The organism is Citricoccus sp. SGAir0253 (assembly GCF_005877055.1).
Taxonomy (GTDB): Bacteria; Actinomycetota; Actinomycetes; order Actinomycetales; family Micrococcaceae; genus Citricoccus.
In genome coordinates, this window is the sequence record NZ_CP039424.1 from 3,282,769 (window position 1) to 3,297,231 (window position 14,463).

Here is a 14,463-nt window from a genome sequence, read left to right on the forward strand (position 1 = left end):
CGGGACGGCGCTCAGGCGAGCGTGGCCCGGAGGGTGATGTCCTCCACGGCGGCGAGCGCCTGGGACACGGGGCACTGTTCCTTGGCCTCCCCGGCGATCCGCTCGAAGTCCTCCGCGGAGATGCCCTCCACCTGGCCGGTGACCGCCAGTGCGATCGAGGTGATGCCCTTGCCGGCCTCGAAGGTGACCTCGGCGGTGGTGTCCAGCTGGGTGGGGGCGGTGCCGTTCTGCTTGAGCATGTTGGAGAACTGCATGGAGTAGCACGTGGCGTGGGCGGAGGCGATCAGCTCCTCCGGCGTGGTGGTGCCCCCGGACTCCTCGGCGCGGGACTTCCAGGCGACCGGGAAGCTGCCCGCCCCCGAGGTCTCCAGGCTGGTGGTGCCGGACCCGGTGAACAGGTCGCCCTTCCACTGCGTGCGGCCGGTGTTGGTGATGGGGCGGGGCATGGTTCCTCCTGCGGGGGTGTGCGGTCGTTGGCGGTGTCCGTGGCCGGCGGGGGCCACCCGTGGCCACCGTAACGACATCCCGCTGCCGCTGTCAGGGGGTGCTGGTCGCCCCTTGCCCGCGCGGCGTGCGCGCACGAGAGTGGAACCACCGGGGTCCGGCACGGGCCCCGGCGAGGATCGTGACGAGGAGGACCGGATGAGCCACCACCCCACACCGGCCGGGGAACTGACCGAGGACGCCTGCTGGGCGCGGCTGCGCGGCGGCGAGGTGGCCCGGCTGGCGGTCATCGTGGACGGGCATCCGGAGATCTTCCCCATCAACTACGTGGTGGACCGCGGATCCCTCGTGTTCCGCACCGCGGAGGGCACCAAGGTCTCGGCGGCCCTGTCCGGACAGCCGGTCGCCGTCGAGACGGACGGCCTGGAGGCCACCGGGCCCGACGGCGGCGCCGGCACCGCGCCCGGCGAGGCAGGGCGGGCGCTGGCCTGGAGCGTGGTGCTCAAGGGCCGGGCCGAGCAGATCACCGGCACCGACGAGCTGATGGACACCACGGAACTGCCGCTGACCCCGTGGCAGGCCGGGGAGAAGGGCAAGTTCGTGCGGATCGTCCCGACCGAGGTGACCGGCCGCAGCTTCCCCGTCGTCTCCCCGGACACGTGGCGGACCGCCGTCTCGGGGACGCCGCACGCCGCGGAGGAGTAGGCCGCGGGCCCCGCGCGGCCTCAGGCGGTCGCCCGCACCCGCTGCTCCATCCAGGCGCCCACCGTCTCGAGCACCTCGGCGTCCGTCGGGCGGCGGACGAGCGCCGAGTAGGCGGCGAGGTTCGGCCGCTCGGGGTCCCGGCGCAGCAGGTGGGTCAGGTCCGGCACCCGGTGCACCTCCACCGGCCCGGCGACGGTGTCCCGGATGACGTCCAGGTCCGCGGGGTCGACCTGGAGGTCCTTCTCACCGGTGAGGGCCAGCACCGGGGCGGTGATGCGCCGCAGCGCGGGGACGGGGTCGAACGCCAGCAGCTCGCGCTGCCAGCGGGCGTTGACCCGGCGCCCGGCCATCCGGACGGTGTCCGCCGTCGAGGCCTGGACCCTGGCGATCGACCGCTGCTGGAGCCGGGCGAGGTCGATCCGGGCCAGCCGGACCACGGCTCGGGTGACGGGCGGCAGGGCGTCGGCGACCTGCCGGCCCTGCCAGGCCATGAGCTCGGTGCCGGTGGTGCCGGGCGCCGCGAGCAGCACCACGCCGTCGAGGCGGTCGTCCCCGGCGGCGACCAGTTCGGCGATGATGCCGCCCTCGCTGTGTCCCACCACGAAGGTCGGCCGGGACGCTCCGGACCCGGCCGAGCGCAGCCAGTCCAGCGCGGCCCGGGCGTCGTCCACGTTGTCCGAGAGCCCGGCGGCGTAGAAGTCGCCCGCCGAGGCCCCCACCCCGCGCTTGTCGTAGCGCAGCGAGGCGATGCCGCGCGCGGCGAGGGACACCGCGAGGTCCGAGCTGACGCCCAGCGGCAGCCGCGCATGGTCGGCGTCGCGGTCCACCTGGCCCGAGCCGGGGAGGATGAGCGCGGCCGCCACGGGCTCCCGGTCCCGGGGCGTGGCCAGGGTCCCGGCCAGGCGCAGGCCGCCGGAGGTGAACGCCACCTCGGCCTGGGACACCGCCGCGCGGCACCGACGGGCGGCCTCGAGGGCCCGGAGGTGCTCGCCGGCGTCCGGCAGGGCGACGACCAGCCCGGCCAGCCGGTGGCCGCGCAGGGTGACCTGCAGGCCCTCCCGGCCGCGGTGGGCCACCACGAACCACCGTCCGCCGCGGCGCCACCACGTCCCGATACGGGCGCGGCCCGGGAGGTCCAGGCCCGGGGCCCGCAGGCCGTGCACGGCCGCGAGCGTGTCCGGGACCACGCGGACGGCCGCGACCGCGTCGAGCGGGATGCGCAGGTCGCCGTGCAGTCCGGCCACCTTCTCCCGGGCGGTCAGGGCGAGGACGAGGTCCTTGGCGGTGAGGGTCAGCGTGGCCATGCGCATCCTTCCGGAGGGTCGATGCGCTCGATTATTCTCAATATCGCGAACGGTGTCAACGGTGCAACCGCCGGCCTACTCCTCCCCACCGGGGACGAGGACCGCGGAGAGCAGCCGGCGGACCCGGCCCTCCCCGGGCCCGTTCCCCGCCCGGGCCCGCACCAGGTCCCCGACCTCGGCGAGCAGCTCCCCCAGCTCGGCGTCCGTCAGCCACAGGGCGAGGTGCCGGTAGCCCACGCCGTCCCGGGCCAGGTCCACGTCCGGGCGCTCGAGGTAGCGCTCGAAGGAGGACAGCAGCCCGGCGAGGAAGGCGACGAAGGCCACCCGGTGCTCCTCGGGGGACATCCCGGCGACCTCGTCCGCGGACAGGTCCGCTGCCGGGGCGTGCAGCCCGTACGTGCGCTCCACCGCCCCGCGCACCCGCTGCTCGTCCACCACCTCGAGGATCCCCGCCTCGGCGAGGGTGGCCACGTGCCGGTAGAGCGTGGCCGTGGAGACGTCGTCCAGCTCCGCCGCGATCTGGGCGGTGGTGAGCTCGCGGCCGCCCAGCAGCGACTGGATGATCCGCAGCCGGACCGGGTGGAGGACGACGTCTGCCGTGCGGGGGGTGCCTGCCATCCCCTCAGGATCACACAGCCGGGCTCCGGGGCCGAGTGCGGGCAGGCACCCCTCGAGTGCTGCGCCCCCTTGCCCGCCGCGCCCGCGCTGGGGACGATGGGACCCGGACCAGCCGAGGCACGAGTCGAGGAGGACGCATGGCAGACGGACCCGCCGCGGAGGAACACCTCTCCGAGGACGAGTGCTGGGAGCGGCTGCGGCACGCCCCCGTGGGCCGGATCGGGCTCTGGGTGGAGGACCACCCGGAGGTGTTCCCGGTGACGTTCGTCGTGGACCGCGGGACCATCGTGTTCCGCACCGCGCCCGGCCGCAAGCTCGATGCGGTCCTCTCCGGGGCGCCCGTGGCGTTCGAGGCCGACGCCCTGGACGCGAGCACCTCGGTCGTGTGGTCCGTGATGGTGCGCGGGCGGGCCGAACAGGTCACCCGCTCCCTGGACCTCATGGAGACGGCGGACCTGCCGCTGCGTCCCTGGCACGCCGGGGACAAGGCCCTGGCCGTGCGGATCGTGCCCACCGAGCTCACCGGTCGGCGCTTCCCCATCGCCGACCCGGACTGGTGGCGGCGGCTGGGCGCGGACGCCGCCCGCCCGGACCTCGACTGACGGGGCCGGTCCCGGCTCAGCGGGGCCGGCCGCCCGCGGCGAGCCAGTCCTCCACGGTCGTCCGGTCGACGACGGCCACGTCCGGCACCAGCGCGCCCGAGGCGATCGCCGGGCCCAGGTACGGCAGCTCCCGGACCAGGCGCGGGCGGCGGCCGCCGATCGAGCCGTGGGCCGCCAGCATGGCGCGGGCCAGCTGCGCGGCGGTCTCCACGCGCGGGCCCCGGATGGCGACCTCCCGGACGCCGGTGGGGGCCGGGCCCGGCGCCGGGCCGCCGCGCGCCGCCTCCTCCGCCACGAGCCGGGCCACCGCGCCCACGTCCACGGCCGCCACCCGCATGGTGGGCAGCACCGCCACCGGGCCCAGCGTGGTGCGGGCGGCGATCTCGGAGACCTGGTCGAACCACAGGGTGGAGTGCACCAGGGTCACCGGCACCCCGGCGGCCCGGTAGGCCGCCTCCTGGGTGGCCTTGCCCGCGTAGTACCCCATCCAGCGGTGCACGGCCGGGTCGCTGGCCCCGGCGATCGACACGCACACGATCCGGCCCACCCCCGCGCGGCGGGATGCCTCGGAGACCGTGTGGGCCGCCGTCGAGAAGAACTCCACGGCCCGGGCGCGGTCCCCGGTGGGGATGTTCAGGGCGTCCACGACGGCGTCCGCACCCGCCAGGGCGTCCTCCAGCCCGCGCCCGGTGACCGCGTCGATCCCCGTCCCGCGGGTCGCTGGGACCACCTCGTGGCCCGCGGCCTCGAGGGCCGCCCGGATCCGTGTCCCGACCAGCCCGCTGGCCCCCAGCACGACGATCCGCCGGCCCGCCGGGGCACCTCCCGCCCCGGGGACCGTCTCGTCCGCCGCAGCCGGGTCGTCCGTGGTCATCGCGTCCTGCTCCTCCGTCCGGTCCTCAGCCCAGCGGGATCGTCCCGCGCAGGGACGCCGGGTCCTCCACCGGCTCCTCGCGCGTCCGCCCGATCAGCTCGCGCGCGGCCTTGACCTTCTCCCACACGTTCCACAGCAGCACGCCGCGCACGGCGCCGCCGTCGTCGAGGTAGTAGACGACCCCCTCGAGTGGTCCGCGCGGCCCTCCGCGTCCGTGGCCCAGTCCTCCACCATGCGCAGCCGGGAGTCCACCTCCCCCACGGCCTCGTAGCCGTGGTCGAACAGGTCGGACCAGAAGAACGGGGTGGTGGCATACGCCCGGTCCGCCCCCGCCATGTTGCGCCCGGCCGCGGTGCCCATCGTCTCGGCCGCGGCGGCGTGCTCCACGCGGCGCGGCCCGAGCAGGCGGTCCGGGTACCGGGCGATGTCCCCCGCGGCGTACACGTCCGGGGCCGAGGTGCGCAGGTGGTCGTCCACCACCACGCCGTCGTCCACGGTGAGCCCGGCCGCCTCGGCCAGGCCGGTGCGCGGGCGCACCCCGATCCCGACGACGGCGGCGTCCGCGGCCAGTTCCGTCCCGTCCCCGAGGCGCACGGTCACGCCCCCGGCGTCCACCGATCCGCCGGCGAGGCGGCCCACCACGATCTCCACGCCGCGGTCGCGGTACTCGTGCGTGACCGTCGCGGCCAGGCCGGCGGGGAACAGGGCGCCCAGGAGGGGCTCGGAGGAGACCACGAGCGTCACGCGGACGCCGTTGAGCGCCAGGGCGGCGGCGACCTCCGAGCCGATGTACCCGCCGCCCACGACCACCACGTGCGCGCCCTGCCGGGCGATCTCCCGCAACCGCCGGTAGTCGGCCAGCGTGCGGTAGTACACGACCCGCTCGCCGGGTTCCAGGCCGCCGACGCGCGGCTCGGCGCCCGTGGCCAGCAGCAGGGACCCGTAGCGCACCGTCCGCCCGTCCTCGAGGGTGACCGTGTGCGCGGCGGGGTCCAGCGCGGCCACGGTGGTGCCGAGGTGGAAGCACGTGTGCTCGTCCGGGGCGGTGTCCGAGCCCTGCTCGCCGGAGACCATGACGCACCCCTCGACCGAGCCCTTCGGGTCCACCCACAGCGTCTTGGACAGGTCCGGCCGGTAGACGGGCGGCGCCGGCTCGGTCCCGAACACGCCGATGCCGCCGTCCGGGTCCTGCGAGCGGATGCCGCGGACCGCCTTGGCCGCGGCCATGCCGGCCCCCACGATGACGTAGTCGTAGGCGTCCCGGACCTCCGCGGAGTGCACCCCACGGGCCGTGGGGTCCAGGTCCGGTCCCGTGCCGTCAGCGGCCATGTCCGTCCTCCTCGAGGGTTCCCCGGCCGCCTCCCGGCCGGTGCGGGTCGTCTCCGCCGTCGCCCGGCGGGGGTGGTGCGGCGGCCGCCTCAGGGGCGGCGCCAGTCGTCCTCACGCAGGTGCGAGCCCGCCATGGGGCCCATCGTCAGCATCCCGCCGTCCACCGCCCAGGACGCCCCGTTGACGTAGCCGGCGTCCGGGCCGCACAGGAAGGCGACCGTCGCGGCGATCTCCCGGGCGTCCCCGGGGCGGGCGACCGGGATCCCGGGCCGGCGCTTGTCCCGCAGCACCGACTCGTCCTCCTGGCCCGTCATGGGGGTGGCGATCTCCCCGGGGGCCACGGCGTTGACGGTGATCCCGTGCTCGGCCAACTCCAGGGCGGCCACCTTGACCAGCAGGCCCAGCCCGCCCTTGGCGGCGCAGTACGGTCCCGCCCCCACGCGGGGGGCGTGCTCGTGGACGGAGGTGATCGCCACGATCCTCCCGCCGGCCCCGGCATCCACCATGTGGCGCGCGGCGGCCTGCAGGCAGCAGAAGGCGCCGTCGAGGTCCACCGAGACGACTTCGCGCCACGTGGCCAGGTCCAGGTCCAGCAGCCGGGTGGCCGTGCCGGTGCCGGAACACATCACGAGGGTGTCCACCCCGCCCATCGCGCCGGCCAGCTCGTCCACCACGCGGGTGCCCGCCGCGGGGTCGGTGAGGTCCAGCCGGCGCACGTGGGCGGTGCCGCCCGCGGCGCGGACCTCCTCCGCGGTCGACTCGGCGCCGGCCTCGTCCTCGTGCCACGTGATGCCCACCTGCCGGTCCGGGCCGGCCAGGGCCACCGCCGTCGCCTTCCCGATGCCGGAGTCGGCACCGGTGACGATGACGCGGCGGGGCTCGAAGGCCTGCGCCCCGCTCGTGGGCTCCGGCTGCGCCGTCACCGGGAGACCAGCTTGAAGAACGTGCTGTCGCTGCCGTCCGCCTTCTGCTGCTGGTAGAGGAAGGCCAGCTCCTCCTCGTCGAACTTCGCGAACCAGTCCTCCCAGCTGATGTGCTCGAGCCGGTCCTCGCCCGCGCCGCCGGGGAAGTCGATCCTCAGCACGCCGGCCGCACCGGATTCCTCCGTGCCCCTGACGCTGGCGGGCTTGCCGTCGTGCTCCTCCACCCAGCGCCGGATCTCGTCGTGGTCGGTGGTGGTGTGGCTCTCGGATGCCATGGTCTCCTCCTGGGGTGCTCAGTCGGGCCTCGTGCGCTGTCCTCGGGCGGCCGTCGCGCGCCCGGGGATCTCCCCCGACGCTAGGTCCGGCCCGAGCGCGGGCACAAGGCCCGGCCACCGAGGCCTCGCCACGGCGGCCGGGGCACGGCATGCTGGCGAGGGACGGGTCCGACGTCGGTGGACCGGATGGGACCCGCTGAGGACGACGGGCAGGGACGGGAAGGACGAGCACCATGACGGTTCCAGGACCGCTGCACTCGCTGTGGAACGACACGTACACCGTGCCGGCGGCACCGGCGGGCGAGTTCGTCCCGGGCTCGCACGCCGGCACGGTCATCGCCGGCGCTGGATTGACGGGGCTGGTGACGGCCGTGCTGCTGGCCCGGGCCGGCGAGCAGGTCACGGTCCTGGAGGCGCGCTCGGTGGGTGCCGTGTCCACCGGCAACACCACGGCCAAGGTGTCCCTGCTGCAGGGCACCGTGCTGTCCCAGGTCCGCCAGCATCAGTCGGACCGGGTGCTGCGGGCCTACGTGGACGGCAATCGTGAGGGACAGTCGTGGCTGCTGCGCTACCTGGACGAGCACCAGGTCCCCTACCAGCGCCGGACCGCCGTCACCTATGCCACGACGTCCGCCGGCGCGGAGTCCCTGCGCCGCGAGCAGCGCGCGTGCGAGGCCGCCGGGCTGCCCGTGACGTGGACGCAGGACACCGAGCTGCCGTTCGAGGTGACCGGGGCGATCACCCTCGAGGACCAGGCGCAGATCAACCCGATGCTCGCCCTGGGCGCGCTGGCCGCCGAGCTGCGCGAGCTCGGCGGGACGGTCATCGAGGGGGTGCGCGTCACCGGGGCCGGCTTCGGCTCGCCCCTGGAGGTGCGCACCAGCCACGGCTCCGTGCGCGCCGACCGACTCGTCCTGGCCACCGGGGTCCCCGTGCTGGACCGCGGCGGGTACTTCGCCAAGCTCAGCGCGCACCGCTCCTACGCGCTGGCCTTCCGCGTCCCCGGCGCCCCGGCGACCATCCCGCAGGGCATGTACCTGAGCGCCGACTCCCCCAGCCGGTCCCTGCGCACCGCACCGGTCACGGACGGGGAACTGCTCCTCGTGGGCGGCAACGGCCACCCGGTGGGACGGGCGGAGTCGCCGCAGGCCGGGCTCGAGGCCCTGGACGCCTGGACGCGGCGGTACTTCCCGGGGGCCGAGCGCACCCACGCGTGGGCCGCCCAGGACTACCGCTCGGCCAACCTCATCCCGTTCATCGGCACCCTGCCCCGGGGAGGCGGGGCCATCCACCTGGCCACGGGCTACAACAAGTGGGGCATGACCAACGGCGTGGCGGCCGGACTGGCGATCGCCGGGGAGGTCCTGGGGGACACGATCCCCTGGGCCCAGGTGCTGGGCCACCGGATCACCACGCCCTCCGACCTGCTGACCGGGCTCAAGGACAACGCCGCGGTGGCCGCCCACCTGGCCGGCGGCTGGGCCGGGGCCTGGCTGCGCCCCGTGGTCACGGAGCGGCCCGTGGAGGGCGAGGGCCTCGTCGGCCGCGCCGAGGGCCGCCCCGTGGCGGTGTCCACCGTGGACGGGGTGACCTGCCGGCTCTCGGCGGTGTGCACCCACCTCGGCGGGATCCTCGCCTGGAACGACGCGGAGCGGTCCTGGGACTGCCCGCTGCACGGTTCCCGCTTCGCGGCCGACGGCACCCGCCTGGAGGGCCCGGCCGTGCGGGACCTGCCCCGCGTGTGACGGGTGGCCCCTCCCCCCGGCCCCCGGTGGCGGCGCCGGACGTGGAGGCGCAACCTGCCCCGTGCCGGCGCCCGGCCACCCTGCTCACCACCCGGCCGGACCGGCCTGCCCGGGATAGGGCCGCGTGAAGTCGAAGGCCCGCGGCCCGTACGCGGCGCGGTAGCGCGCCAGCCAGTCGGGCAGCAGCCACACCCGCCGCAGGAACTGCGGGTGGCGCGGCTGGCGCCGCCCCGCCCACGAGGCGAACACGAGTTCGGCGAGGTCGGACTCGATGAGGTAGGTGCACTGCCCGGCGGGGGTGCTGCCCAGCATCACCACGCGGCGCGGGGCGGCCATGTGGCACTCCAGGATGCTGCGCCAGTCCCAGCCGACCAGGCTCCTGGGAGTGCGCAGGTAGAAGCCGTACTGGTTGACGCACAGCAGGCCGTCGTCCAGGTGGTGCCACGCGGGCGCCGCCGCCCGGGCCGCCTCGGCCCGCCGGCGGGCGTTGCCGATCGACCGCCCGATCGCCGCTCCGACCGTCAGCGCCAGCCCGGTCCGGCCGCCGGCGAGGAACAGGCGGGAGTCGTGGGCGTGGGAGCCGTCCCCCCGGGACTCGTAGGAGTACAGCCGGAACGGCGCGACGGCGACGATCCGGTTCTCCGGATAGGTCCCGTCCACCGCGAAGTCGACCGCCACGGGCAGGATCTGGTCGAACTCACCGTGGACGTAGGCGTGGACGACCTGCGCCGTGCGCAGCAGCATCCGGTCGCGCGGCGTCCACTGCGGTCCTGCACCGTTGGGCCCCATGCCAGCCACCCTAGGGCTCGGGGCCGATGCGCGTCGACGCCGTCCACAGCCGCGAGCGCCCCGGCCGCCGCACCCGTCTCGCGTCCCGGCGCGGGTGCTGCTCAGCCGGGGTCCGTGGCGGCGTACTCGTCCAGGGCGGCCTTCCACAGGCGCCCGAAGAGCCGGCGCATCGGGCGCACGTGGACGAGGAACAGCAGCGGCCGCTGCGTCCACGGCGCGCCCGTGTTGTCCCACTCCGCGTGGACCCGGCTGCCGCCCCCGGCCAGCGGCGTGGCCCGCACGAAGCCCTCCCCGCCACCGCGGTAGCTGCTCTCGGTGATGGTCCACCGGACGACGTCCGGATCGGACCAGTCGTAGCGGGACACCACCCAGAACGGCGAGTGGGAACTGCTCTCCCGCGCCACCGCCCAGGTGTCCCCCGCCCCGAGGACCCTATAGGTCTCGGGGTCCAGCGAGCGGTGCCACGTCCGGAGCCGGCGCTCGCCGAAGTCGGTGAGGGCCCGGCGCACCTGCGCCGGCGAGGCCCTCGTCTCGAAGTCGAGCCGCATGCGACCAGTGGAGCACCACCGTGGCGGTCCGTCCATCCCCGGTCGGCGCCGCCGGGTGCCGACTGCAGGTCAGGCGGTCCCGCCCAGGAGCAGCCGGCCGCCCGGCAGGAGGCACGCCACGCACGCGAGCCAGAACACCGCCGTCCACAGGGTGGCGGGCACGCCGCTCAGCCGGGCGAGCTGGTCGGCGTCGCTCTCGGGCCCCGGTCCGGGGACCGCACGGCGCGCTCCGTGGCGCCGGAGCCGGCGTCGCTGGCGCTGCATCTCCGCCACCGCGCGCGGCGCGGCGAGCAGCAGGGACCACGCGACGAGCTGGGCGGCCGCCGCGAGCACGAGCGGCGGGGCCGTCCAGGACAGGGCCGCCACGGCCGCCCCGGTGACGAGCACGACCCACAGCCCGTAGAGGTTGCGCACCAGCAGCAGCATCAGGGCGCACAGCAGCACGATCGACCACAGCCACCCGGCGGCGTAGCCGGCCCCCACGAGCCAGGCCCCGGCGAGCCCGACGACGGCCGGGGCCGGGTACCCGGCCGCGAGCGTCGCCACCATGCCGGGACCGCGCGGCCGACCGCGCGAGAGGGTCACGCCGGAGGTGTCCGAGTGCAGGCGGATCCCGCTCAGCCGGCGGCCGACGAGCAGGGCCACGAGCGCGTGGCCGGCCTCGTGGGCCAGCGTGGCGAGGTGGCGGACCAGGCGGTACCCGAGCGGGCTCCACGCGAGCACGAGGGCCAGCACGGCCACGCCCACGGCCCAGGGAGTCTCCAGTGCCGGCTGCGTGGTGGTGGCGCGGTCCCAGAGCTCGCCCAGCACGGCGGCCGGTCCGGGGGCGGGGTCCATCGTCGTCATCGGGATCCACGGTAGCCGCCGGCGGGCCCGTGGCACGCCGGGACGCGACCGGCTGGCACCCGGGGCCCGCCGAGGGGAGCCGGGGCGTCCGCTGGGCGCGGGGCGCGTCCCCGGCACGCCGCGCCGGGCCCGTCCACCCCGGCGCCTAGGCTCGGGACCGTGACCTCCGAGCCGCGACGCATCGCCATCGCCTGCCAGGGCGGCGGCAGCCACACCGCCTTCACCGCCGGCGCGCTCTCCCGGTTCCTGCGGGAGGACGTGCTGGACGGGCACCGGGTCGTGGGGCTCAGCGGGACCTCGGGGGGCGCCATCTGCGCCGCGCTCGCGTGGTCGGCCCTGCTGCGCCGGCGCCCCACGGAGGCCGAGGAGCTGCTCGGGCGGTTCTGGAGCGCGAACAGCGCCACGGGCTGGGCCGAGCAGGCCCTCAACGCGATGGTGCTCTGGGGCCACCGCATGTCCGAGACGGTGGCCGTGCCCGCCGTGAACCCGTACCTCAACGCGGGGGCGGCGTGGAGCGCGCAGCAGTTGCGCGCGGCGATCGACCGGGTCGTGGACCTCGACGCCGCCCAGGAGTACGCCACGGCCTCGGTGGCGGACCCGATGCTGCTCATCGGGGCGGTCGACGTCCTGGAGGGGGCGTTCCGGACCTTCGACTCCCGGCGGGGGGAGATCTCCACGGACGCCCTCCTGGCCTCCGCGGCGATCCCCAGCATCTTCCGGGCGGTGCGCCTGGGCGGCGGGGTGTACTGGGACGGCCTGTTCTCCCAGAACCCGCCGGTCCACCGGCTGCTGGACTCCCGCCCGGACGAGGTGTGGGTGATCCAGGTCAACCCGTCCCGGGTGGCGGCCGAGCCCGTCACGGTGGGGGACATCGCCACGCGGCGCAACGAGCTGTCCGGCAACCTCTCGCTGTACCAGGAACTCGGGTTCATCGAGCAGGTGGACCGCTGGCTGGCCCACGGCATCATCCGCTCCGACCGCGTCCGGCACATCACGGTGCGCATCCTGGAGATGACGCGCCCACCCGGCGCCGCCCGGTGGGGCTCCGCCAGCAAGCTCAACCGGGATCCGGCGTTCATCGCCGAGCTCATGGAGCAGGGGCGCCGGCAGGCACAGGAACAGGTGGACGCCATGGCCCTCGAGCGGGACTGGGGCGCCGCGGACGGCGACCTGGCGCCCGTCCTGGACCGCTTCGCCGAGGGCGCGGTGGTCGCCAGCACGCATCCCCTGGCGCCCCTGGAGCCGACCTCCGACCGGGAACGGATCCGCCGGTTCCTCGACGAGTTCGGCCTGCGGGTGGAGACCAGCCGGGCGCGGGTCTGCGCCGGCGGCGCCCGCTGGACCGTGCACTCGACGGCCGACCGGCGCATCACCGCGCAGGTGCGCGCCCACTTCGAGGACGGCCGCGTCACGCGGCTGACCGTCTCGGAGGGGTGACCGGGCCCGGGGACCCGCCGGCCGGCGTCGGGCCTCAGAACCCGCCGGTGTCCGGCGCCATGTTGGAGAACCGCGAGTAGTGCCCCTGGAAGCCGACGACGATGGTCTTGGTGGGGCCGTTGCGGTGCTTGGCGACGATGAGGTCCGCCTCGCCGGCACGCGGGGACTCCTTGTCGTAGATGTCCTCGCGGTGCAGCAGGATCACCATGTCCGCGTCCTGCTCGATCGAGCCCGACTCGCGCAGGTCCGAGACCTGCGGCTTCTTGTCCGTGCGCTGCTCGGAGCCGCGGTTGAGCTGGGACAGGGCGATGACGGGGACCTCGAGCTCCTTGGCCAGCAGCTTCAGGGCACGGGAGAACTCGGCGACCTCCTGCTGCCGGGACTCCACCTTCTTGCCGGAGCTCATCAGCTGCAGGTAGTCCAGCACCACGAGCTTCAGGTCGTGCTTCTGCTTCAGCCGCCGGCACTTGGCCCGGATCTCCATCATGGACATGTTCGGCGAGTCGTCGATGAAGAACGGCGAGTCGTTGAGCCGGCCCACCGTGGCGGCGATCTTGGACCACTGCTCATCCCGGATCGTGCCCTTGCGCAGGTCCTGCAGGGCGATCGTGGCCTCCGCCGAGAGCAGGCGCATGGCGATCTCGTTCTTGCCCATCTCGAGGGAGAAGAACACGGTGGTCATGTTGTGCTTGATCGCGGCCGAGCGGGCGAAGTCCAGCGCGATCGTGGACTTGCCGACGGCCGGGCGGGCGGCGATGACGATCATCTGTCCGCCGTGCAGGCCCTGCGTGAGCTCGTCGAACTCGTAGAAGCCGGTGGGCACGCCGCTCATGCCCTCCCCCTGGGAGCCGGCGGCCTCGATCTCGTCCACCGTGTGCTCGAGGATCCCGGACAGCGGCACGTAGTCCTCGGACTGGCGGGTCTCGGCGACCTTGTAGACCTCCGCCTGGGCCTCGTTGACGATCTCCTCGACCTCGCCGTCCTGCTGGTAGCCCATCTGGACGATCTTGGTGCCGGCCTCCACCAGTCGGCGCAGGACGCCCTTCTCGCGCACGATCTCGGCGTAGAAGCCGGCGTTCGCGGCGGTGGGCACGGACTGGACGAGCTCGTGCAGCACGGCGGGACCGCCCACGCGGGCGAGTTCCTGGCGCTTGTTGAGCAGGTCGGCCACGGTGACGGCGTCGGCGGGCTCGCCGCGGCCGTAGAGGTCGATGATCGCCTCGTAGATCATCTCGTGCGCCGGCTTGTAGAAGTCGTTGCCGCGCAGCACCTCCACGACGTCCGCGATGGCGTCCTTGGAGAGCATCATGCCGCCGAGCACGGACTGCTCGGCGACCAGGTCCTGCGGGGGCAGCATGGTGTTCCGCGAGCTGCCGGAGCCGTCGGTGGAATCAAAATACTCTGATACCAACTAGTTGATTCCCTTCCTCATACCGGACGGCCCGGCTGCTCCCCGCGGCGCCCCGAGGTGCCCGCCACACCCGTGCGGATGCGGCGGTCGCCCGGACGAGGCCTGCCGGATGCGCGCCGTGTATCCCGGCCAATACCCGGCTCGTCCCTGGGGGATACCCCGTGACACTACTCCCCGGTCCCGCCCCGCTCAAGCACGATTCCCACAACATCTGTGGATAACGTGTGGAACCTGCGGCGTGTTGTGTGCACAGCGTGGGGACAACTTTGGGGATAAGGAGTGGAATCCGTCACCCACCCCCCTCTGACATGGCCTTTCTTAAACAACAGCCTGTGGACAATCGGGGATTGAGGTGGGGATTTCTCGCCCGCGCGTAGCATCCCGGCGCGCCGGGACGCAACTCGGTCCCGTGGTTCTTCACAGTTATCCACAGGTTATCCCCATTGTTTGTACCGGTGGTTGTACGGTCCCCGGGCGCTCTTGCCGGGGCGGGTACGGAGGGGACGCGAGGGGCGGGGCGTTCCCCGTCACCGGCCGGGCCACGGGGACGGCGCCGGACTCCTGGCCCGCTTCACGTTCGCGGGCGGGGCGGTGCTGGCAGGATGGGCGCACG

The 14,463-nt window shown here is 74.8% G+C and carries 15 protein-coding genes; 4 read left to right on the forward strand and 11 right to left on the reverse strand.

Going from position 1 to position 14,463, the window contains the following annotated elements:
- Nucleotides 1-11: 11 nt before the first annotated feature.
- On the reverse strand, nucleotides 12-446 hold the full coding sequence (locus E7744_RS14390; RefSeq protein WP_137774716.1) for an OsmC family peroxiredoxin: 435 nt from the start codon (nucleotides 444-446) through the stop codon (nucleotides 12-14).
- Between the two features lie 196 nt (nucleotides 447-642).
- On the opposite strand from E7744_RS14390, the gene E7744_RS14395 reads away from it, so the two are divergent.
- Nucleotides 643-1,149 carry a pyridoxamine 5'-phosphate oxidase family protein gene (locus E7744_RS14395; protein ID WP_137774717.1) on the forward strand — a complete coding sequence of 169 codons (507 nt, stop codon included), beginning with the start codon at nucleotides 643-645 and terminating at the stop codon, nucleotides 1,147-1,149.
- Nucleotides 1,150-1,169: 20 nt separating this feature from the next.
- Here E7744_RS14395 and E7744_RS14400 read toward each other — a convergent pair whose 3' ends face one another.
- Nucleotides 1,170-2,453, reverse strand: a complete 1,284-nt coding sequence (locus E7744_RS14400) for an alpha/beta hydrolase (protein WP_137774718.1) — start codon at nucleotides 2,451-2,453, stop codon at nucleotides 1,170-1,172.
- 75 nt (nucleotides 2,454-2,528) lie between these two features.
- Entirely contained in the window at nucleotides 2,529-3,071 is a 543-nt protein-coding gene (locus E7744_RS14405) for a helix-turn-helix domain-containing protein (RefSeq protein ID WP_137774719.1), read from the reverse strand.
- Nucleotides 3,072-3,208: 137 nt separating this feature from the next.
- Here E7744_RS14405 and E7744_RS14410 point away from each other — a divergent pair, with 137 nt between their 5' ends.
- Nucleotides 3,209-3,673, forward strand: a complete 465-nt coding sequence (locus tag E7744_RS14410; protein ID WP_137774720.1) for a pyridoxamine 5'-phosphate oxidase family protein — start codon at nucleotides 3,209-3,211, stop codon at nucleotides 3,671-3,673.
- 16 nt (nucleotides 3,674-3,689) lie between these two features.
- Here E7744_RS14410 and E7744_RS14415 read toward each other — a convergent pair whose 3' ends face one another.
- The 4 genes from E7744_RS14415 to E7744_RS14430 all read right to left on the reverse strand — a co-directional run bounded on the left by E7744_RS14415 (nucleotide 3,690) and on the right by E7744_RS14430 (nucleotide 7,074).
- Nucleotides 3,690-4,547, reverse strand: coding sequence for an SDR family oxidoreductase (locus E7744_RS14415; RefSeq protein ID WP_137774721.1), 858 nt, complete (start codon nucleotides 4,545-4,547; stop codon nucleotides 3,690-3,692).
- 93 nt (nucleotides 4,548-4,640) lie between these two features.
- On the reverse strand, nucleotides 4,641-5,876 hold the full coding sequence (locus E7744_RS14420; RefSeq protein WP_210417133.1) for an NAD(P)/FAD-dependent oxidoreductase: 1,236 nt from the start codon (nucleotides 5,874-5,876) through the stop codon (nucleotides 4,641-4,643).
- Between the two features lie 89 nt (nucleotides 5,877-5,965).
- A complete protein-coding gene (locus E7744_RS14425; protein WP_137774722.1) occupies nucleotides 5,966-6,799 on the reverse strand; it encodes an SDR family oxidoreductase in 834 nt (277 codons plus the stop codon).
- The gene (locus E7744_RS14430) at nucleotides 6,796-7,074 is read right to left on the reverse strand and encodes a hypothetical protein (protein ID WP_137774723.1); all 279 of its coding nucleotides are present in this window, start codon (nucleotides 7,072-7,074) and stop codon (nucleotides 6,796-6,798) included. Before E7744_RS14430 ends, E7744_RS14425 begins: the two co-directional genes overlap by 4 nt.
- Nucleotides 7,075-7,307: 233 nt before the next feature.
- On the opposite strand from E7744_RS14430, the gene E7744_RS14435 reads away from it, so the two are divergent.
- Nucleotides 7,308-8,819, forward strand: a complete 1,512-nt coding sequence (locus tag E7744_RS14435; RefSeq protein WP_137774724.1) for an FAD-dependent oxidoreductase — start codon at nucleotides 7,308-7,310, stop codon at nucleotides 8,817-8,819.
- Nucleotides 8,820-8,903: 84 nt separating this feature from the next.
- On the opposite strand, the gene E7744_RS14440 is transcribed toward E7744_RS14435, so the two are convergent.
- The 3 genes from E7744_RS14440 to E7744_RS14450 form a co-directional block, all read right to left on the reverse strand.
- Nucleotides 8,904-9,608, reverse strand: a complete 705-nt coding sequence (locus E7744_RS14440) for a hypothetical protein (protein WP_137774725.1) — start codon at nucleotides 9,606-9,608, stop codon at nucleotides 8,904-8,906.
- A 101-nt stretch (nucleotides 9,609-9,709) separates the two neighbouring features.
- Nucleotides 9,710-10,156, reverse strand: coding sequence for a hypothetical protein (locus E7744_RS14445; RefSeq protein WP_137774726.1), 447 nt, complete (start codon nucleotides 10,154-10,156; stop codon nucleotides 9,710-9,712).
- Between the two features lie 69 nt (nucleotides 10,157-10,225).
- Complete coding sequence (locus tag E7744_RS14450; protein ID WP_246858473.1) at nucleotides 10,226-11,002, reverse strand: M50 family metallopeptidase; 777 nt, start codon at nucleotides 11,000-11,002, stop codon at nucleotides 10,226-10,228.
- A 159-nt stretch (nucleotides 11,003-11,161) separates the two neighbouring features.
- Between E7744_RS14450 and E7744_RS14455 the strand changes: the two genes are divergently transcribed.
- A complete protein-coding gene (locus tag E7744_RS14455) occupies nucleotides 11,162-12,439 on the forward strand; it encodes a patatin-like phospholipase family protein (RefSeq protein ID WP_137774727.1) in 1,278 nt (425 codons plus the stop codon).
- Nucleotides 12,440-12,473: 34 nt separating this feature from the next.
- On the opposite strand, the gene dnaB is transcribed toward E7744_RS14455, so the two are convergent.
- The gene (gene dnaB, locus E7744_RS14460; RefSeq protein WP_137774728.1) at nucleotides 12,474-13,796 is read right to left on the reverse strand and encodes a replicative DNA helicase; all 1,323 of its coding nucleotides are present in this window, start codon (nucleotides 13,794-13,796) and stop codon (nucleotides 12,474-12,476) included.
- Nucleotides 13,797-14,463: the final 667 nt, after the last annotated feature.